Consider the following 19,016-nt stretch of genomic DNA (forward strand, 5'->3'; position numbering starts at 1 on the left):
GGCGCTCTTCCGGTTCACGGCGCTCCCTCGGTCGTTGCCAGGATCTCCGCCAGGTGCATGATGCGTACCCCGCTGTTCAGCCGGTCGAGGCCGCCGCCGATGTGCATCAGGCACGAGTTGTCGGCGGCGCACAGCACTTCGGCCCCGGTGCCCAGGACCCGGCTCATCTTGTCGGCCAGCATGGTGGTGGAGGTGTCGGCGTTCTTGAGGGCGAACGTTCCGCCGAAACCGCAGCAGGAGTCCGCCCCGGGCAGTTCGACCAGCTCGATGCCCTTGACCGCGCGCAGCAGACGCAGCGGCCGGTCCTCCAGTTGTACTCCGCGCAGCGAATGACAGGTGGGGTGGTAGGTGACGCGGTGCGGGAACGCGGCGCCCACGTCGGTCACGCCGAGCACGTCGACGAGGAACTCCGTCAGTTCGTGGACCGCGGGGACGACGGCGGCCACCGCGTCCCGCAGGGCCGCGCCGCCGAGCTGCGCGGCGATCACGGGGTGGTTGTGCCGGATCATCGCCGCGCAGGAGGCGGAGGGCGTCACGATCGCGTCGTAGCCGGCGAAGACGCGGGCGAAGCGCTCCACCAGGGGAAGGGATTCGGGGCGGTAGCCCGTGTTGAAGTGCATCTGCGCGCAGCAGGTCTGTTCCTGGGGGAACTCGACGGTGTGGCCGAGCCGTTCGAGGAGGGTCACCACCGCTCTGCCGGTGCCGGGGAACAGGGTGTCGTTGACGCAGGTCACGAAGAGCGCGATCCTCATCGGCGCCTCACCCCCGCCCCCGGGAGGGGGGCTTCGGAGGGCAGGTGGCCCTCGCCGCGCAGCTCGTCCCAGAGCGCCGCGGGGATGTCCAGGGCCAGCAGGTCGACGGCGTCGGTGACCTCCGCGTCGCTGCGGAGCCCGAGGAGGACGCCCGCCACGGCGGGGTGGCCGAGCGGGAAGCGGGCCGCCACCGCCCTCAGGGGCACGCCGTGGCGGTCGCAGATCTCCCGCATCCGGACGGCTCGCCGCAGCGTGTCGGCCGGGGCCGTGGCGTAGTCGTACGTCGCACCTGGGCGGGGGTCCGCGAGCAGGCCCGAGTTGAAGACCCCGCCGGCGACGATCGACACGCCCCGGCGGCGGGCCTCCGGGAGGAGTTCGGCCAGGCCGCTCTGGTCGAGCAGGGTGTAGCGCCCGGCGAGCAGGACGACGTCGATGTCCGTCTCGGTGACGAACCGGGTGGGCACCGCGGTCTGGTTCATGCCGACGCCGACGGCCCGTACGGTCCCTTCGGACCGCAGGCGTTCCAGGGCGGGGCAGGCCTCGCGCAGGGCCTGTTCGGCGTGGTCGTCGGGGTCGTGCAGGTAGACGGTGTCGACGCGGTCGAGTCCGAGCCGTTCGAGGCTCTCTTCGAGACCGCGGCGGACGCCGTCCGCGCTGAAGTCCCACACCCTGCGGTACGCGGCGGGCACCGCGAAGCCGTGGGCGAGGTCGTCGCCGGTGGCGTCGGGGGCGGGCACGAGGAGGCGGCCGACCTTCGTCGAGACGGTGTACGAGTCCCGGGGCCGGTCCCTGAGGAAGGCGCCGAGGCGGCGCTCGGACAGGCCGAGGCCGTAGTGGGGTGCCGTGTCGAACGAGCGGACGCCCCGGTCCCAGGCGGCCTCCAGGGCGCGGGTCGCGTCCTCGTCGGTGACGTGCCGGTAGAGGTTGCCCAGGCCGGCCGCCCCGAAGGCCAGACGGGTCGTCCAGGCGGTGGACCGGCCCAGGGGGACGCGAACGGGTCGGGTCGGGTCGGCGGGACCGACGGGTTCGGTGTCCTGCTCCCGGGTGCTCATGTGGTGGCCTGCCGCAGCCGGAGTCCCGCCATGCCGCCGTCGACGGCGAGGGCGGTGCCCGTCACCGAGCCGGCGGCCGGGGAGGCGAGGTAGACGACGGCTGCCGCGACCTCGTCCGCGCTGACGAGACGGCCGGTGGGCTGGCGGGCGCTGAGCGCCGCGCGCTCGGCCGCCGGGTCCTCGGCCGCGTCCAGGAGGCGGGCGACCCAGGGGGTGTCCACCGTGCCGGGGTTGACGCAGTTGACCCGGATGCCCTCCCGGACGTGGTCGGCGGCCATGGCGAGCGTCAGCGAGAGCACCGCGCCCTTGCTCGCCGAGTACAGGGCCCGCTGGGGGAGGCCCGCGGTGGCCGCGATGGAGCAGATGTTGACGACGGCGGCGTGCTCGGAGCGGCGTAGATGGGGCAGTGCGGCGCGGGTCGTCCGGACGACACCGAGGACGTTCACGTCGAGGACACCGTGCCACTGGTCGTCGGGGTTGTCCTCGACGGTCCCGGCCGCGCCGATGCCCGCGTTGTTGACGAGGATGTCGATGCCGCCGAGGGTGGCGGCGGCCGATTCGACCGCCGTACGCACGGAGGTGTCGTCGGCCACGTCGGCGCGGACGGCGGTGAGCGTGTCGGGGGCGGCGTCCGGGTTCAGATCGAGGACGGCGACGGCGACGCCCTGGGCGTCCAGCAGGCGGGCGACGGCGAGTCCGATGCCGGAGGCGCCGCCGGTGACGACGGCCCGCAGGCCGGCGAGCGGGGATGCGGTGGTCATGCCGTCACCTCCACGGCGTCCGCAGCCACGGCGCCCACGACGGCGGCTCCTTCGGCCGCCGAGTCGTCGGCTCTCGTGTCGTCGGCCGTGCCTTCGGCCTGGTGTGCGAGGTCGGCGGCCCAGAAGTCGCCGTCGGGGAAGGCGAACGTGGCGATCGACTCGGCCCGCATGTCCGCCGAGAACCCCGGGGCCAGGGGTGCCGTGTAGCTACCCTCGCGTACGACGGCCGGGTGGGCGAAGTGCTCGTGGAGGTGGTCGACGAACTCGATGACCCGGTCCTCGGTGGTCCGGCTGAGCGCCACATAGTCGAACATCGCCAGGTGCTGGACGAGTTCGCAGAGTCCGACGCCTCCGGCGTGCGGGCAGACGGGCACGTCGAACTTCGCGGCGAGGAGCAGTATCGCGAGGTTCTCGTTCACCCCGCCGACCCGGGCCGCGTCCAGCTGGACGATGTCGACGGCGTCCGCCTGGAGGAGTTGTTTGAACACGATGCGGTTCTGTACGTGCTCCCCCGTGGCCACCTTGACGGGGGCGACCGCGGCCCGTACGCGCGCGTGCCCCAGGATGTCGTCGGGGCTGGTGGGCTCCTCGACCCAGTAGGGGTCGAACTCGGCGAGCGCCCGGGTCCAGTCGATCGCCTCGGCCACGTTCCACCGCTGGTTGGCGTCGACGGCGAGGCGTACGTCCGGGCCGACGGCCGCCCGCGCGGCACGGCAGCGGCGTACGTCGTCGGCGAGGTCCGCCCCCACCTTCAGCTTGATCTGGGTGAAGCCGGCGGCGACGGCCTCCTTGGCCAGCCGGGTCAGCTTCTCGTCCGAGTAGCCGAGCCAACCCGGCGAGGTCGTGTACGCGGGGTACCCCTGGGCGCGCAGCGTCCGCTCGCGCTCGGCGCGGCCCTCCTTGCCGCGCCGCAGCAGGTCGAGCGCCTCCTCGGGGGTGAGCGCGTCGGTGATGTACCGGAAGTCCACCTGCGAGACGAGCCATTCGGGTTCGGCGTCGGCCAGGAGCTGCCACAGCGGCTTGCGCTGCCGCTTGGCGGCCAGGTCCCACACGGCGTTCACCACGGCGCCTACGGCCATGTGCATGACGCCCTTCTCGGGTCCGAGCCAGCGGAGCTGGCTGTCGCCGATCAGCGCGCGGCTGACAAGGCCCGGGTCGGCGCAAAGCTCCTCCACGGAGCGGCCGATGATGTGCGGGCGCAGTGCTTCGATCGCGGCGACCTGGACATCGTTGCCACGTCCGATGGTGAAGGTGAAGCCGTGCCCCTGGGGGCCGTCGGGCTCGTCCGTGCGCAGCACGAGGTAGGCCGCGGAGTAGTCGGGGTCCGGGTTCATCGCGTCGGACCCGTCGAGTTGGCGGGAGGTCGGGAAGCGGATGTCGTAGGTGTCCATCGCGATGACCCGCGTGATGTCAGTGGACAACGGGGTTCCTTTCACACCTGGGCTGCGCGCCCGGCGTTCGGCTTCGTCTGCACGAGCTACGCGGGGCGGCCCCAACCATCAGCACAGATCGGGTGATTGGCCTGTCGAGCGAGAACGATACGGCGCCCGCGAGAGGTCAGGCAAGTAGACATCGGATGTTTCTTTCGCTCTCCGGGTGTCGTCGACACCGGGAACGACAAAGGGCGTTCGCCCCCCGAGGAGCGAACGCCCGGTCTCCGGCCGTGTGCGACCGGCCTCACAGCACGCTGTCGAGCCACCTCACCACATTGGAGATGTGGATCGTCGCCCACGCCTCCGCCGTGCGCGCGTCGCGCGCGGCGAGGGCGTCCAGGATCGCCCGGTGCTCCGAGATCGTCCTGGCCACGGCCGTCTCCTCGGTGATGCCGCGCCACAGCCGGGCCCGTACGGTCGCCCCGGAGATGCTGTCGAGCAGCGAGCACAGCAACGGGATCCCGGAGGCCGCCGCGATGCGCCGGTGGAACTCCAGGTCGCCGGCGACGAGTTCGTCCAGGCTCGGCGAGTCCCCGAGCCCGTCGAGCAGTTCACCCAGCTCCCGGATCTCGTCCTCGGGTATGCGGTCCGCCGCCAGGGCCGTCGCCGCCGGCTCCAGGATGCCCCGTACCTTCAGGGCCTGGAGCGCCTGGTCGTCCTGGTGGAAGTCCAGGACGAACGAGACCGCTTCGAGCAGCAGGGGCGGTTCCAGGCTGGAGACGTACGTGCCGTCCCCCTGCCGTACGTCCAGGATGTTCAGCAGGGAGAGCGCCTTCACCGCCTCCCGCAGGGAGTTGCGGGAGAGGCCCAGTCCGGCGGCGAGGTCGGCTTCCTTGGGAAGCCGGTCCCCCGGGCGCAGCGCACCGGAGACGATCATCTCCTTGATCTTCCCGATCGCCTCGTCGGTCACTGCCAAGGCATCCTCCTGTGCGCGGCAAAATACATCGGATGTGTCTGTCGGCCGCCACCCTACTCCAGGGCGGATCGGAGCCGACCGGAACCGGCGGCACCGGCCCCCCTGCGTACGGGGGCGGGTGCCGCCGTACGCCGTAGCGTCGCCGCCTCGCGTCCCAGGACGGCGGGATCGTCGTCCGGCACGAACTCCAGGAGCGCTTCCCTCGGCCGTGGCCGGCCGGCGAGCAGGCCGAAGGCCCGCGTCCAGAGCTCGTCACGGGCGTCCAGGGGCAGCCGGTGGTTGTCCGGCCACCAGGAGAAGACGTGGACGGCGCTGACGCGTTCGGCCAGCGCGGCGAGTCCCGCGAGCGCCTCGTCGTCGGGGGCGTTCAGGGGCGGCTGCCAGTAGGTGGTGATGTTGTCCACCGACGCGGCACGGGGGTCGCGCGGTTCCTCCAGTTCCTCCAGGAGCCGGAGCGTGGAGGACACCGAGTCGGTCAGTGTCCTGATGTGGAACTCCAGGGCGAGTTCCAGGCCCTGGTCCCGCGCGATCAGCGCCGCCGCCCGCAGGCCCTCGGTGATGCGGGCGCGCTCGCCCTCCGTCACCTCGGCCGATCCGGCCTCCCCCGCCCAGACCCGGACGCGCGGCGCTCCGAGCGTCACCGCCGCGCGGGCGACCTCCGCGAACCCGGGGAGTTCGTCCGGGAGTCCGTGGAAGTACGAGCCGTAGGAGCAGCACGTCATGCCGTGGCGTTCGGTGGCTTCGCGGACGGCGCCGAGGGCCTCGGGGTCTCCCGGTGGCGCGTGGACGTCCGCTCCCCACTCGATCACCGCGAGACCCGCGTCCGCGGCACGACGGACGACCTCCAGGGCGGGCAGCCGCCGGAAGGTGACGGAGCAGAGGCCGAGCGGGGGCGCGGGAACGGCGGCCGGCCCGCACGAGAGGTGGCGCGGTGGGTCCTCGGGCACGTGCGGGCCTTCCGGTCGAAGGGGCGGGCGGGTCGGGCGGGAAAGGCGGAGGGAAGAGGCGGCCGGTACGCGCGCGTACCGGCCGCCCTGCGGCACTGGTCCGGTCAGGGTGCGTGCGGGCCCACGTCCGCCGGTGTCAGCGGCCGGTTCTTCGCGGGCACGGTCGCGTACTCGTCGGCGCCGACGTCGCGACGGCCGCCGCGCGGGTCGCCGTCGATGTCGTGGGTGACGGGTGCCGGGTACAGGGTGGCCGCCCCGATCGCCCGGCTCGTACGGGAGAGGCGGTGGACGCCGTCGGGACCCGCGACGAGCCGGGGGTCGGCCCGCAGGAAGCCTCCGGCGGGGATGTTCCCGTCGCCCGCGGCCCCGAACAGGATGTTGCCCTGCCAGGTGAAGCGGACCGTGTTCGCCATCTCGACCAGGTTTCCGCTCCCGCCGACGAAAAGGTTGTCGGCGACCGTGACGTCACGGGGTTCGTGCGGGCGGTGGCTCTCGCCCGAGAGCCCGCCCGCGTTGTCCAGGAGCGTGTTGTGGGCGATGAGGATCCGGTCGGGCGCGTCGTTGCCCCGGCGGTCCGCGGCCGATTCGCCGGGGACGTGGTCGCGCTCCGAACCGCTGCCGATCACCATGGCGCGCCCGGAGAGGCCGGCGAGGTAGTTGTTGACGATGACGTGGTCGTTTCCGTAGATCCGCAGTCCCTCCTCGCCACCGATCAGGTAGTTGCTGTCGACGAGGGTGCCGTTGCCGTGGCGCAGGACGATCCCGCCGAGGCTGTCGCGGATGGTGTTGTGCCGGATGACGTTGTCGGAGCTCTTCACGGAGATCGCCTCGGGATCGCCGTTCGCCCGCTCGAACAGGTTGTACTCGACGACCGCGTGCGCGCTGGAGAGGGCGCGGGGGCTGACGCCGAGGCGGATCGGTTCGCCGCCGTTGGAGCCGGCGAAGGTGTGGTCGGAGAAGTGGTTGCGGTGGATGTGGACGCGCTGGGCCATGCCCTCGCTGCCGTCGCCCTCGATGCCGAGGTAGATGCCGAGCGTGCTCTTGCCGTGGAAGTGGTTGCGGTCCACGACGGTGTCGTCGGCGCGCACCATGACCCAGTGCAGGCCCTCGATGTCGGCGAGCTGGAGGTCGTTGCGGGTCAGCCTGATGTGCGAGCAGCTCGGCGGGAGGTCCAGGGTGGTGCTCTGGCGGAAGGAGAAGCCACTCAGGGTGATGTGGCTGGAGTCGTCGAGGACGAAGCTCCGCTCCCCGCGCAGCACGACGCCGCCCCGGGACGCGGCGACGATCGTGATCGGCGCGCCCCTGGAGCCGTGCCGGCCACGGACGGTCAGGGGCCGGTCCGCGGGGACGGTGTAGTCACCGTCCGCGACGACGATCCGGGTTGCCGGACCGGCGGCGTCGATCGCCTTCTGGAGTGCGTCGAGGGAGCGGACCTCGACGGCACGGCCCCGGTGGTGGGCGTGTGTGGCCGACGTGGCGCTCGCGTACGCGGGCCCGGCGAGGGGCAGGGCGGCCGCGGCCGCCCCCACCGCGGTGCCGGTGAGGAACGTGCGTCGTTGCATGGTGCCTCCGTGATCGGTCGGAAGGGGTTCCCGGGCGGGATCGGTGCCGGGACGGGGTGGAGCTGGACGGGCGGGCCGTTCTCCGACGGATCCGTCACGTAGTGCCCTGCGACGGGTCCGTCACGACGTGCCTTACGACGGGTCCGTCAGGAAGAGTTCGATGACGGGTACCGGGGTGTCGGGCCGCCGTACGGGGAGCTGGAGGGTGAGGGTGCCGGCCGGCTGCCCGCCCATCTGGGTGTTCATCGCGGGGCGGTCCGGGGCCGGCGGGAGCCGCACGATCTCGGAGGCGTCGTTCAGGAGCTGGGCGTGGCGCACCCGGCCTTCGAGTCCGGGCAGGTGCAGATGGCGCAGCGGCCAGGCGAAGAGGTGGACGTAGAGGCGGTCGCCGCGCTGCGTGTACCGGCAGTCGGCGGGCGGAGTGAACGCGGAGGGGCCGCAGCCGCGGACGGACCGTTCGTGCAGGTCCGTCCAGCGCCCGATCTCCTCAAGGGCGGCGGTATCGCGGGGGTCGAGGTCGCCGCGGCCGGTGGGGCCGACGTTCAGGAGGAGGTTGCCGCCCTTGGAGACGCCGTCGACGAGCATCCGGACGAGGAGGTCGGGGCTCTTGTGGTCGAGGTTGTCGCGGTCGTAGCCCCAGCTGCCGTTGAGCGTCTGGCAGGCCTCCCAGAGCACCGGCCGGCCGTCGGCGGTCATCGGCTCGGACGGCTGGTACTGCTCGGGGGTGACGAAGTCCCCGGGGAGGCCGGCGCGGTCGTTGACGAGGATGTGCGGCTGGAGTTCGCGGACCATGGCCAGGAGGCGGGTGGCGTCCCAGTCGTCGGGGCCCTTGCCGCCCCACCATTCGGGGCGGCCCGCGTAGGAGAAGTCGAAGAAGAGGTAGTCGATCCGCCCGTACTCCGTGAGGAGCTCGCGGACCTGGCCGTGCAGATAGCGCTGGTACTCGCGGATGTCGCGGTCCGCCGCCGCGGCCTTGAACTCCTCGTCGTCGCGCTGCGGGTGCGTGCCGTCGACGGGGAAGGAGGGGTGGTGCCAGTCGATCAGGGAGTGGTAGAAGCCGACCTTGAGTCCTTCGGCCCTGCACGCCTCGACGAACGGCCCGACCAGGTCGCGGCCGTGCGGGGTCTTCGTCACCTTGTACTCGGTGAGGGCGCTGTCCCAGAGGCAGAAGCCGTCGTGGTGCTTGGTGGTCAGCACGACGTACCGCATGCCGGCGGCCTTGGCCGCCCTGGCCCAGCGGACCGGGTCGTAGCGGTCGGGCTCGAAGTGGTCGAAGTACACCTGGTACTGCTCGTCCGTCAGCCTCTCCCGGTTCTTCACCCACTCGTGGCGGGCGGCGAGGGAGTACAGGCCCCAGTGGACGAACATGCCGAAGCGGTCGTGGGTGAACCAGGTCGTGTCCGGCGCGGCGCCCGCTTCGGAGGCGGAGGTGGCCGCGGGCGCGCCGGGGACTGCGGCTGCGCCATCGGCGGTCGAGGGAGCGGTCGACGCGTCGTCGGCGCTGGTGGTGGTCATCGGGCATCGCTCCTGTGCGGTCGGAGGCGGTCGGGGCGCAGACGTCAGCGGGTTCCCGGAGACGGGCGGGGCGGCGGGCTCAGCGGGGTTCGTGGACGTCCTCGCGCAGCCGTACGGAGGGCGCCACGCGCGCGAGGTACCCGGTGTCGTCGCGGCGGGTCAGTCCGCAGGCCAGGTACTGATCGTGCAGCCGGGCGAGCGCTTCGCGGTCGAGTTCCACGCCGAGGCCGGGGGTGCGCGGGACGGTGATCGCGCCGTCGACGAACTGCCAGGGCACGGTGACGACGTCGTCCTCGGGCCGCTTCCACGGCCAGTGGGTGTCGAGGTCGTGGCCGATGGCGGGGGTCGCGGCGGCCAGGTGGACCATCGCGGCCAGGCTGATGCCCAGGTGGGAGTTGGAGTGCATGGACATCTCGATGCCGAAGTTCCGGCAGCAGGTGGCCAGGTGCTGCGAGGCCTTGAGTCCGCCCCAGAAGTGGTGGTCGCCGAGCAGTACACCGACCGCGCCGACCGGGACGGCCCGGGTCAGCTGCTCCCAGGTGACCACGCACATGTTGGTGGCGAGCGGCATCGGGGCGACGCGGGCGAGGTCGGCCATCGCGGGGATGCCCGCGACCGGGTCCTCCAGGTACTCCAGTACGCCCGACAGCTCCTCGGCGACCCCGACGGCGGTCTCCGGGTCCCAGCTCGCGTTGGGGTCGAGCCGCAGCGGGTGGTCCGGGAACGCCTCGCGGAGCGCCCGGATCGCGGCGACCTCCTCGTCCGGGGGGAGCACACCGCCCTTGAGCTTGAAGGAGCGGAAGCCGAACCGGTCCGCCATGAGACGGGCCTGTGCGACCAGCCCCTGGGCGTCCAGGGCCGGCCCCCAGGCGTCGGGTGACTGCCCGGGGTGTGCGGCCCACTTCGCGAACAGGTAGCCGCAGAAGTCGATCCGGTCGCGGGTCGCCCCGCCGAGCAGGTCGGAGACGGGCCTGCCCAGGTGCTTGCCCTGGAGGTCGTGGCAGGCGACCTCGAACGGTGAGGTGACGCTCGCGACGGTCTTCTCGGCGCCGCCTTCGCCGATGAGGCCGTGGGCATCGCGTGCGACCCGGCCGCCGACGACCGCGCCGACCCGCCGGGACAGTTCGTTGAGGTCGAAGGGGTCGAGGCCGGTCAGTTCGTCGGCGGCGGCGCGCAGCAGTTCGAGGTGGGCGGCGTCGCCGTAGCTCTCACCGAGCCCGTACGCGCCGGTGTCGGTCCGCACCTCGATCACGGCGCGGAGTGCGTACGGCTCGTGGACTCCGACGGCGTTGAGGAGCGGCGGGTCGGCGAAGGCGACGGGGGTGATGACGACGGTGGTGATCTTCACGAGGCCACCGCCACGGACTCGTCCAGGGCAGCGGCGGAGGCGGCGGGGCCCTGTGCCTCGGCCAGTGCGCGGCGTCCCTCGTGGAGCAGCTCCCGCAGTCGTTCGACGTCGTCCGGGGCAGCGTCCACCAGGGGCGCCCTGACGTGTCCGACGTCGAGCGAGCGGAGTCGGGCTCCGGCCTTGACGAGGGCGACGGCGTAGCCGGGGACCTTGTCGCGGAGTTCGGTCAGCGGCAGGTAGAAGCGGGCGAGGAGGCGTTCGGTCGTGGCGGTGTCGCCGGCCGTCAGGGCCGTGTGGAAGGCGCGGGCGATGTCGGGGGCGAAGCACAGGACGGCGGAGGAGTAGTCGCGGACGCCGATGGCCCGGCAGGCCGCGGCGCTCACCTCGGCGGTGGGGAGGCCGTTGAGGAAGGCGAAGGACTCGGCGCGCGGGTGGCCGCTGGTGCGTACCGCAGTGACCATGCGGGCCAGCATGTCGAGGTCGCCGTTGCCGTCCTTGATCCCGGCGATCCCGGGGACGGAGAGGAGGCGGAGGGCGGTGGACACGCCGATCCCGGCCAGTCCCCGGCGGTAGACGACGACGGGCAGCCGGCCGGCGCGGGCCACGGACTCCGCGTAGGCGAGGTAGCCGTCCTCGGTGCCGCCGACGAGGTACGGCGGGAGCAGCAGGATCCCCTCGGCGCCGGCGTCCGCGGCGGCGGTGGCCGCCGCCCTGGCGTTGCCGAGGCCGCCCCCGGCGCCGGCGTACACGGGTACGCGCCCGGCGACGACCTCGACGGCGCGTCGTACGACCTGGGTGTACTCGGGTCCGCTGAGCGAGGAGTACTCCCCCGTGCCGCAGGCGACGAAGAGCGCCGCCGGTCCGTGGGCGAGCTGGTCCTCTAGGTGGTCGGCGAGCACGGTCGTGTCGACCTCGTCGGCCGGGGTGAACGGCGTGAGCGGGAAGGACATCAGGCCGGACGGGATCACGGGAGGTGGTCCTTTCGTGAGTTCGGCGGTACGGGGGGGGGAAAGCCGGGTCAGCCCTTGAGGGCGCCGCTGGACAGGCCGTGGACGAAGGATCGCTGGAAGAAGAGGAAGACGATCACGGACGGCAGCAGGGCGAGGAGGGACGCGGCCATGACGACGCCGGGGGTGACGAGGGGGTCGACCCTGAGGGTGCGCAGGGCCAGCGGCAGCGTGTAGGAGGACGAGTCGGTGGCCACGAGGAGGGGCAGCAGGTACTGGTCCCAGATCATGGTGAAGCCGAAGACGCCGATGACGCCGAGCGCGGGCTTGCACATCGGGAGGATGATCTGCGCGAAGATCCGCAGGTCTCCGGCGCCGTCGATGCGCGCCGCCTCCTCCAGTTCCTTGGGCACCTCCTTCATGAACTCGGTCATGACGAGGATGGAGAACGCCCAGGCGCCGACGGGGACGATCATGCCGGCCAGGGTGCCGATCAGGTTGAAGTGGACGACCGGCAGGTCGGCGAGGATGACGGACAGCGGGATGGCCAGGATCTCTTCCGGCAGCATCAGCGTCGCCAGGATCGCGACGAACACCAGGCTCATCCCCCGGAACCGCTTCCGGGCGAGCGCGTAGCCCGCGAGGACGGAGACGGCCACCTGGAGCAGCAGCCCGAACCCGACGACGAAGAACGAGTTGAGCAGGTACTTCAGGACTCCCTGGTCGAACGCGACCGTGAAGTTGTCCACGGTGGGGTCGGAGGGGATGACGCTGAGCTGGGTCGGGTCCTTGACGTGGTTGAACGCGCTGACCAGGAGGGCCAGGAGCGGGCCCGCGAACAGCAGCAGGACCATGAGGTAGGTGACGGCCTTGAGGACGCGGCCACCGGCGCTCCGGCTCTCGGTGAGACCCAGCGCGGTCTCGGTCGGCGCGCTCATTCGTTACCCCTCCGTCGGAACAGGTGGACGCCGACCGTCAGGAGCAGCGTCGCCAGGAACAGCAGTACCGCTCCGGCGGCGCCGACGCCGAGCCGGTTCTGTTCGAGGCCCAGCTTGTAGATGACGGTCATGACGACCTCGGTCGAGCCGTCGGGGCCGCCGTTGGTGAGCAGGAAGACCTCGGTGAAGACCCGCAGGCCGCGGATGGCCGCCAGGATGAAGAGGATCGTGAGGACGGCCCGCAGTCCGGGGACGGTCACGTGGCGGATGCGCTGGAACCTGGACGCGCCGTCGACCTTGGCCGCCTCGTACAGGCCGCGGTCGACGCCGGCGAGACCCGCGAGGAAGATCATCATGTCGTAGGGCGCGCCGCGCCAGATGCCGGTGATCATGATGGAGACCATCGAGCTGTCGGGGTCGTTGATGAATCCCGACGGGCCGAACCCCACGAGGCCGAGGATGGAGTTGAGCATGCCGTCCTGGGTGGGGTGGTACATGATCCGCCAGAGTTCGGCGACGACCGCGATCGGCACGACGACCGGCAGGAACGCCGCCGAGCGTACGAAGCCGAGCTTGCGGCCCTGTCCCTCCATGAGCAGGGCGAGGGTGAGGCCGAGCAGCATCGACCCGAGGGTCTGGCCGACCGCGAGGACGACGGTGTGCCAGGCTGCCTCACGGAAGCCGTCGGAGGTCAGGACGGTGGCGTAGTTCTCGCCGCCGACCCACCGGTTGCCCAGATAGGGCCGGACGTCCTGGAAGGACATGGCCAGCGCGCTGGCCATGGGGATGAACTTGAAGTACAGGAAGAGGATCAGGGCCGGGGCCAGGAACAGCCACGGCGTCCACCACCGGCCGCCGCGGCGGCTGCGCACCCGTCGGGAGACGGGCCGTCCGCCGGGGGGCGCGGTCGTGGACCCCGCCTCCGGCAGGCCGTCCGCCCGGGCGGTGGAGCCGGCCGCCGCGGGGGCGGCCGACTTCACCTGGTCGACGCTCGTCATCCGGCGATTCCCTGCTCCTGGAGGATGTCGGCGAGCTTCTTGTCGAGTTCGCGCAGCTTGGCGCCGGCGTCGAGGGAGCAGTCGGCCATCAGGGCGTTGACGGTCTCGGCGGTGACCTGTCGTACGGGGGTCCAGTTGGGGATGGACGGGGCGTAGCGCCCGGAGGCGCGGTAGACCTCGGCGTACGTCTTCCAGCGCGGGTCGGGACGGACCTCGGTGACGTCCACCGTCTTGTTCACGGGGAGCTGGACGGTGGAGCCGTCCTCGCCCTGCATGCCGAGCTTCTGGCCATCGGCGGAGATGGCGTAGCCGGCGAAGGCGTCCTGTCCTGCCATGTTCTCGGAGCCGGCCATCAGGTAGACGGAGCCGCCCTCCGCGAGCACGGTGGCGTCCTTGGGGCCCTTGGGCATGGGGACGACCTCGTACTTGTCCTTGCCGAGCGACTTGTCGAAGCGGGGCATCAGATAGGGGCCGACGACGAACATGCCGGTCCTGCCCGCCTCGAACGTCTCGTTCGTCGGCGGGGTGTCCATGGTGACGGCGCCGGGCTGGATGGCCTTGCTGTCGCAGCCGAGGGCCCGGAACCAGCGCACCGCCTCCATGGACTCCTTGCTGGTCATGGACGGCTTGTACTTCCCCTGGCCGGCCTCGGTGATGAAGTCGCCGCCGGCGGCCCAGAGGAAGTTGGAGAAGTACCAGGAGGCGTAGCCGCGCTTGGTGGAGAGCGGGGCGGCGAGTCCGTACGTGTCCTGCTTGCCGTTGCCGTCGGGGTCCCGGGTGGTGAAGGCCTCGGCCATCGCGGCGAGGTCGTCCCAGCTCTGCGGGGCTCCGAGCTTCAGCTTCTCGCGCCAGTCCTTGCGGATGAGGAGGGCGCCGGCCTGGGCGGAGTACGGGATGCCGAACTGCTTCCCGTCGACGCTCTTGCCGGAGTTGAGGCCCTGCTCGACGAGGTCCCCGCTGCTCTTGATCTTGCTGAGGTCGATCTCCCTGAGCAGCCCCTGACTGTGCATGGAGCCGAGCTGGGTGACGTCGTTCATGACGATGTCGGGCAGGTTCCGCTGGGCGGCCCGCTGCTGGAGCTTCGTCTCGAAGTCGTCGAAGATCGCCGTGACCTTCACCTTGTGGCCGGTGGCCTTCTCGAATCCGGCGACCAGCCGCAGCGTGGCCTTCTCGCCGGCGCCGCCGGGGGTGGTCCTGGTCCACAGCTCCAGTTCCGCCTTGGCGTCCTGCTTGGCGTCCGTACCGGCAGGGCCGGACGTACAGCTCGTGAGGGCCAACGCCGAGGCGAGAATACCCGCGCCGATCCATCGCGTTCTCTGCATCACCACTCCTGTTCGCCGCCCTCGGCAGCTGGCCTGTAAGCGCTTGCCGGGGACGCTAACGCGCGGCCGATCGGGGGTCAATAGTCCGATGACTGAAAAGAGTTGGGGGTGGGATATTCATGTTGCGCCGGAAGCGCACCGAAGGCCCTTCGGAGTGCCCATCACCCGCTTGAGCAGTCAGGGAGCGGGGGTTGAGGGCGAGGTGCCGTACGACGGTGACGGGACGACGGTCGGGCGACCGCCGGCCAAGCTTCCGTCAAAGATCCGATGTATGTCCGGGGCAGAGGCTCCCGGGCCTCGATATTCAAGCCAGCACAGGCGCGAGGGCCCGGCTGACGGGTCTCCGCGCCCGGGGCGCGGCTCTCACTGCGGGGCCCTGTTCGCGGCTCTCCGGGCCCGGCGCGCGGCTTCCTACGCCCTGGTCGCGGCCCTGGTCGGTTCCACGGCGTGGCGCAGGGGCTCGCCGTTCACCAGTCGGCGCAGTTCGTCACGGACGAGTTCGCCGAGACGGGCCCGCTCCCCGCCCATGGCGCCTGCGAGATGGGGGGTGAGGACGACGTTCGGCAGGGTGAACAGTGCCGAACCGGGGTCGGGCGGCTCGGGCCAGGTGACGTCGAGCACGGCGGTGAGGTCGGAGCGGTCCCAGAGGACCCCGATCACCTCCGGCTCGTTCAGGACGGCGCCGCGGGCCGTGTTGATCAGGGTGGCACCCTCGGGGAGGAGGGACACCAGCCGTCTGCCGACGAGGCCTTCGGTCTCGGGGAGCAGCGGGGCGTGCACGCTCACGACGTCACACGTCGAGAACAGTTCCTCGACGCCGGTGAGCCGGACGCCCAGCCCGCCGGCGAGGGCCGGGTCGATCACGGGGTCGCAGGCCAGCACCTCGACGTCGAAGTGCCGCAGGTGCTCCGCGACGAGCCGGCCGATCTCGCCCAGACCGAGCAGGCCGACCCGGGAGCCGTATCCGCCGGCCACCCGGGGGTCGTGCGGGAACTTCCCGCGGGCGGCCACCTCGCGGGCCTGCCGGTGGACCTGTTTGAGGCCGAGCAGGATCTGGGCGAGGCTGAATTCGGCGACCGGGACGGCGTTGGCCGCCGCCGCGGTGACGATCGGGACGCCCCTGGCCCAGAACTCCGGTGTGGTCAGATGGCGCACCGAACCGGCGGCCACCATGACCGCCCTCAAGCGTGGCGCGTGGGCGAGGAGTTCCGCGTCGAGGACCGGCGCTCCCCAGCCGGTGAGCAGCACGTCGACCTCCTCCAGGACGCTCGGATCGCGCCGGAGGGCTTCGCGGGTGAGGGCGGGGGTCCGGAGGTTCACCAGGCGCCCGATGTCCTGGAGGACCGGCGCCGGGTAGACATCGGCCCTGCGCCCTTCTTCCATGACCAGTTGGGCGTTGAGCATCCTCGTCGTGTCTGCCATCGGCTCGGCCTCCTGGGGCGTGGCGGTCTGGGCGCCGGCCGGCCGCTCCCCCGGGGTCGGGGCGCCGTGAGGCGCGTCGGCGCGGTACGGGAGCGGGTGCCGGGAGCGGCCGTCGGCGCGCCACACGATACATCGGATGACACCTCGGGGCGATGGGTGGATCGCTCCCCCGCCAGTAACTACCTCTGGACAAAACGCCAGTTGATTGGTTGCATTCCCGGGTCGATACATCCGATGTATAACGTGAAGGGTGGCTGGCATGCGCGTGCTGAGAGTCGGAGAGGCGGGGGCCGAGCGCCCCGCGGTCCTCGGTGGGTCGGGTGAACTCCTCGACGCGTCCGGCGTCCTCGACGACATCGACCACCGCTCCCTCGCCGACGGCGCCCTCGACCGCCTCGCGGGCGCGGTGGCCGCCGGGGAGCTGCCCGTACTGGACTCCGGAATGCCGCCCGCTCCCGGCGCCGCGACCGGCGTACGGATCGGGGCGCCGGTGGCACGCCCCGGAAAGGTGGTGTGCATAGGCCTCAACTACCGTGACCACGCCGAGGAGACGGGCGCCGCGATCCCGGCCGAGCCGGTCGTGTTCATGAAGGACCCCTGGACGGTCTCGGGGCCGTACGACGACGTGCTGGTCCCCCGCGACAGCGTCAAGACCGACTACGAGGTCGAGCTCGCCGTGGTGATCGGCAGGACCGCGCGCTACCTGGAGAGCGACGAGGACGCCCTCGCGTGCGTCGCCGGGTACGCCGTCTCCCATGACGTCTCCGAGCGCGCCTTCCAGCTGGAGCGCGGCGGCCAGTGGGACAAGGGCAAGAGCTGCGAGACCTTCAACCCGCTCGGTCCGTGGCTCGTCACCCCCGACGAGATCCCCGACCCGGGCAAGCTCGCCCTCCGGCTGTCGGTGAACGGCGTCGAGCGCCAGAACGGCACGACGGCGGACATGGTGTTCCCGGTCGCCGAGATCATCCGCTACCTGAGCCGGTTCATGGTGCTGTACCCCGGCGACGTCATCAACACCGGGACCCCGGCCGGTGTCGCCCTCGGCCGTCCGGAGCCGCGCCCGTACCTCCGCCACGGGGATGTCGTCGAGTGCGGGATCGACGGGCTCGGCATCATGCGCCACACCTTCCGACAGGCCTGAGAGGACGCCCACGTGCAGTTCACCCCGTCCGACCGGCTGCTCTTCGTCGGAGACTCCGTCACCGACACCGGGCGCGACCGCGAGGACCCCTCGTCCCTCGGCGCCGGCTATGTACGGCTGGTCTCCGAGGCGCTTCCCCCCTCGGTGACGGTCCTCAACCGGGGGGTCAACGGGAACCGCGTCCGGGACCTGGAGGCGCGCTGGTCCACCGATGTCCTCGCGCTCGGTCCGACGGTGGTCACCGTGCTGATCGGCATCAACGACACCTGGCGCCGCTACGACCGGGGCCTTCCCAGTCCGTTGCCGGAGTTCGAGGCCGCCCTCGGCCGGGTTCTGGCCCTCGCCGAGGAGAAGTGCGCCGCGCGGCTCTTCGTGATGACGCCGTTCCTGCTCCCGGCCACCCCCGAGCAGGAGACCTGGTTCGAGGACCTCGGTCCTCGGACGGACGCCGTCCTGCGGGCCGCCGCCGCCCGGGGCGCGACGGTGGTACGCACGGACCTGGCGCTGCACCGCGCCGCCGAGGAGCACGGGGCGGCGGCCCTCGCCCCGGACGGCGTCCACCCGACCCCGCTCGGCCACCGCGTGGTGGCGAAGGCCTGGCTGACGGCGGCGGGGGCGGGGGTGTGACGACCGGTCGGGGCGGAGGGATCAGGGGCAGCTGATGCGGATGCCGCCCGGGGCGGTGGTGCGGGTGTCCGTGCCCATGCCTCCGCCGGCGGTGCCGTTGCCCGCGACGCCGTCGGTGGCGATGAGCCGGTCGTTGCCGTAGGAGCCGGTCAGAAGGTCGTGGCCCGGGCCTCCGTCGAGGGTGTCGTCGCCGTAGCCGCCGTCCTCGTCGTCGTTCCCGTATCCGCCGTGGACGGTGTCGTTGCCGTAGCTCGCGCGGATGATGTCGTTACCGCCGAGGCCGCAGATCACGTCGTTGCCTAAGCCGCCGTTCAGGGTGTCCGCGCCGCTCGTGCCGATGATCGTGCAGCCGCGTGCGTTGTTCACGGAAGTCGTCGCGGTGGCGGCGGGCCCCTCTGGGGCCGGTCCGACGGTCTCAGCTCTACGTGGGTCATGGCGTTGCGTGGGGATACGGGGGGGGCAGCGCACAGCTTCCTGGTGGCGGGCGACCCGTTCCCGTCGGCCGTCCCGGACCAGGCTCACCGGACCCCGGGAACCACCCCCGCGAGGGAGCGCGCGGGGCGCGGTCCGACAGCCCGCTCTTCATACGGTGGGAGTCCCCCGAGACCGGTGTCCCGGGCGGCTGACCGGCCGGGACACCGCGTACCCTCACATCGCGGGAGTGGCGTGCGGGACCGGGGTTCCGGGCGCGGGCAGGGCGAGCGGGGAACGGAAGATGACTCAGGCACACGGGCGGGCGACGGACTCCGAAGGAGACGGACGGGACCGGGCGGCCACCGTACGCGTGTTCATCGCCCTCGCCCCGCCCGACGTGGCGAAGGACGAGCTCGCGCGCGAGCTGGGGCCGGCGTACGAGACGTACCCGCGCATGCGATGGAACCGGATCGAGGACTGGCACATCACGCTGGCGTTCCTCGGCGAGCTTCCGGCCGCGACCGTTCCGTCCCTGCGGCCACCGCTCGCGGAGCTCGCCGCCTCGCACCGGCCGGTCGAGCTGGCGCTGCGGGGCGGCGGGCACTTCGACGAACGGGTGCTGTGGAGCGGGATCGACGGGGACCTGGAGGGACTGCACCGGCTGGCCACCGATGTCCGCACGGTGGTCAGGGAGTGCGGTGTCGCCTTCGAGGACCGGCCGCTGCGGCCCCATCTGACCCTGGCGCGGGCACGGCGGGACGATTTGTCCAGCGTGGTGACGGTGGCCGCCGGACTGGCCGGGTTCACGGGGCACGGCTGGCGGGCGGAGCGGCTGCATCTGGTGGGCAGCGACTTCGGACGCGGTCCGGGACCGATCCGGTACCGCGACATCGAGGCCTGGAGCTTCGACGGGCGTTGAGA

General features: G+C 72.0%; 18 protein-coding genes. 3 read left to right on the forward strand and 15 right to left on the reverse strand.

What is annotated here, in order from left to right; translation table 11 throughout:
• Positions 1–14: 14 nt before the first annotated feature.
• The 14 genes from V4Y03_RS31120 to V4Y03_RS31185 all read right to left on the reverse strand — a co-directional run bounded on the left by V4Y03_RS31120 (position 15) and on the right by V4Y03_RS31185 (position 15,913).
• The gene (locus V4Y03_RS31120) at positions 15–752 is read right to left on the reverse strand and encodes a (Fe-S)-binding protein (protein ID WP_332437375.1); all 738 of its coding nucleotides are present in this window, start codon (positions 750–752) and stop codon (positions 15–17) included.
• Positions 749–1,804: an aldo/keto reductase gene (locus tag V4Y03_RS31125; protein WP_332437376.1), complete on the reverse strand. Its 1,056-nt coding sequence runs from the start codon at positions 1,802–1,804 to the stop codon at positions 749–751. The genes V4Y03_RS31120 and V4Y03_RS31125 overlap by 4 nt, the downstream gene beginning before the upstream one ends.
• Positions 1,801–2,565, reverse strand: coding sequence for an SDR family NAD(P)-dependent oxidoreductase (locus tag V4Y03_RS31130; protein ID WP_332437377.1), 765 nt, complete (start codon positions 2,563–2,565; stop codon positions 1,801–1,803). The genes V4Y03_RS31125 and V4Y03_RS31130 overlap by 4 nt, the downstream gene beginning before the upstream one ends.
• On the reverse strand, positions 2,562–3,956 hold the full coding sequence (locus V4Y03_RS31135) for an enolase C-terminal domain-like protein (RefSeq protein WP_332437756.1): 1,395 nt from the start codon (positions 3,954–3,956) through the stop codon (positions 2,562–2,564). The genes V4Y03_RS31130 and V4Y03_RS31135 overlap by 4 nt, the downstream gene beginning before the upstream one ends.
• A 286-nt stretch (positions 3,957–4,242) precedes the next feature.
• Complete coding sequence (locus tag V4Y03_RS31140) at positions 4,243–4,914, reverse strand: FadR/GntR family transcriptional regulator (protein ID WP_317875346.1); 672 nt, start codon at positions 4,912–4,914, stop codon at positions 4,243–4,245.
• 53 nt (positions 4,915–4,967) lie between these two features.
• On the reverse strand, positions 4,968–5,861 hold the full coding sequence (locus V4Y03_RS31145; RefSeq protein WP_332437378.1) for a sugar phosphate isomerase/epimerase family protein: 894 nt from the start codon (positions 5,859–5,861) through the stop codon (positions 4,968–4,970).
• Between the two features lie 104 nt (positions 5,862–5,965).
• Positions 5,966–7,423, reverse strand: coding sequence for a polysaccharide lyase 6 family protein (locus V4Y03_RS31150; RefSeq protein WP_332437379.1), 1,458 nt, complete (start codon positions 7,421–7,423; stop codon positions 5,966–5,968).
• 132 nt (positions 7,424–7,555) lie between these two features.
• Positions 7,556–8,938 carry an alpha-L-fucosidase gene (locus V4Y03_RS31155; protein WP_332437380.1) on the reverse strand — a complete coding sequence of 461 codons (1,383 nt, stop codon included), beginning with the start codon at positions 8,936–8,938 and terminating at the stop codon, positions 7,556–7,558.
• 79 nt (positions 8,939–9,017) lie between these two features.
• A complete protein-coding gene (locus V4Y03_RS31160; protein WP_332437381.1) occupies positions 9,018–10,286 on the reverse strand; it encodes an enolase C-terminal domain-like protein in 1,269 nt (422 codons plus the stop codon).
• Complete coding sequence (locus tag V4Y03_RS31165; protein ID WP_332437382.1) at positions 10,283–11,254, reverse strand: 5-dehydro-4-deoxyglucarate dehydratase; 972 nt, start codon at positions 11,252–11,254, stop codon at positions 10,283–10,285. Before V4Y03_RS31165 ends, V4Y03_RS31160 begins: the two co-directional genes overlap by 4 nt.
• A gap of 50 nt (positions 11,255–11,304) precedes the next feature.
• Entirely contained in the window at positions 11,305–12,171 is an 867-nt protein-coding gene (locus V4Y03_RS31170; protein WP_317875341.1) for a carbohydrate ABC transporter permease, read from the reverse strand.
• Positions 12,168–13,169 carry a carbohydrate ABC transporter permease gene (locus V4Y03_RS31175; RefSeq protein WP_332437383.1) on the reverse strand — a complete coding sequence of 334 codons (1,002 nt, stop codon included), beginning with the start codon at positions 13,167–13,169 and terminating at the stop codon, positions 12,168–12,170. The genes V4Y03_RS31170 and V4Y03_RS31175 overlap by 4 nt, the downstream gene beginning before the upstream one ends.
• On the reverse strand, positions 13,166–14,491 hold the full coding sequence (locus tag V4Y03_RS31180) for a sugar ABC transporter substrate-binding protein (protein WP_317875339.1): 1,326 nt from the start codon (positions 14,489–14,491) through the stop codon (positions 13,166–13,168). Before V4Y03_RS31180 ends, V4Y03_RS31175 begins: the two co-directional genes overlap by 4 nt.
• A 411-nt stretch (positions 14,492–14,902) precedes the next feature.
• Entirely contained in the window at positions 14,903–15,913 is a 1,011-nt protein-coding gene (locus V4Y03_RS31185; RefSeq protein ID WP_332437384.1) for a hydroxyacid dehydrogenase, read from the reverse strand.
• Between the two features lie 259 nt (positions 15,914–16,172).
• Between V4Y03_RS31185 and V4Y03_RS31190 the strand changes: the two genes are divergently transcribed.
• A complete protein-coding gene (locus tag V4Y03_RS31190) occupies positions 16,173–17,054 on the forward strand; it encodes a fumarylacetoacetate hydrolase family protein (protein WP_317877546.1) in 882 nt (293 codons plus the stop codon).
• Between the two features lie 12 nt (positions 17,055–17,066).
• Positions 17,067–17,681: an SGNH/GDSL hydrolase family protein gene (locus tag V4Y03_RS31195; RefSeq protein ID WP_332437385.1), complete on the forward strand. Its 615-nt coding sequence runs from the start codon at positions 17,067–17,069 to the stop codon at positions 17,679–17,681.
• A 21-nt stretch (positions 17,682–17,702) separates the two neighbouring features.
• Here V4Y03_RS31195 and V4Y03_RS31200 read toward each other — a convergent pair whose 3' ends face one another.
• On the reverse strand, positions 17,703–18,047 hold the full coding sequence (locus V4Y03_RS31200; RefSeq protein ID WP_332437386.1) for a calcium-binding protein: 345 nt from the start codon (positions 18,045–18,047) through the stop codon (positions 17,703–17,705).
• Between the two features lie 349 nt (positions 18,048–18,396).
• Here V4Y03_RS31200 and thpR point away from each other — a divergent pair, with 349 nt between their 5' ends.
• On the forward strand, positions 18,397–19,014 hold the full coding sequence (gene thpR, locus V4Y03_RS31205) for an RNA 2',3'-cyclic phosphodiesterase (RefSeq protein ID WP_317877550.1): 618 nt from the start codon (positions 18,397–18,399) through the stop codon (positions 19,012–19,014).
• Positions 19,015–19,016: the final 2 nt, after the last annotated feature.

The organism is Streptomyces sp. P9-A4 (assembly GCF_036634195.1).
GTDB lineage: Bacteria > Actinomycetota > Actinomycetes > Streptomycetales > Streptomycetaceae > Streptomyces.

Coding starts and splice junctions, on each gene's coding strand:
- V4Y03_RS31120 (WP_332437375.1), bottom strand. CDS start 752: ATGAGGATCGCGCTCTTCGTGACCTGCGTCAACGACACCCTGTTCCCC.
- V4Y03_RS31125 (WP_332437376.1), bottom strand. CDS start 1,804: ATGAGCACCCGGGAGCAGGACACCGAACCCGTCGGTCCCGCCGACCCG.
- V4Y03_RS31130 (WP_332437377.1), bottom strand. CDS start 2,565: ATGACCACCGCATCCCCGCTCGCCGGCCTGCGGGCCGTCGTCACCGGC.
- V4Y03_RS31135 (WP_332437756.1), bottom strand. CDS start 3,956: ATGGACACCTACGACATCCGCTTCCCGACCTCCCGCCAACTCGACGGG.
- V4Y03_RS31150 (WP_332437379.1), bottom strand. CDS start 7,423: ATGCAACGACGCACGTTCCTCACCGGCACCGCGGTGGGGGCGGCCGCG.
- V4Y03_RS31155 (WP_332437380.1), bottom strand. CDS start 8,938: ATGACCACCACCAGCGCCGACGACGCGTCGACCGCTCCCTCGACCGCC.
- V4Y03_RS31170 (WP_317875341.1), bottom strand. CDS start 12,171: ATGAGCGCGCCGACCGAGACCGCGCTGGGTCTCACCGAGAGCCGGAGC.
- V4Y03_RS31175 (WP_332437383.1), bottom strand. CDS start 13,169: ATGACGAGCGTCGACCAGGTGAAGTCGGCCGCCCCCGCGGCGGCCGGC.
- V4Y03_RS31180 (WP_317875339.1), bottom strand. CDS start 14,491: ATGCAGAGAACGCGATGGATCGGCGCGGGTATTCTCGCCTCGGCGTTG.
- V4Y03_RS31185 (WP_332437384.1), bottom strand. CDS start 15,913: ATGGCAGACACGACGAGGATGCTCAACGCCCAACTGGTCATGGAAGAA.
- V4Y03_RS31190 (WP_317877546.1), top strand. CDS start 16,173: ATGCGCGTGCTGAGAGTCGGAGAGGCGGGGGCCGAGCGCCCCGCGGTC.
- thpR (WP_317877550.1), top strand. CDS start 18,397: ATGACTCAGGCACACGGGCGGGCGACGGACTCCGAAGGAGACGGACGG.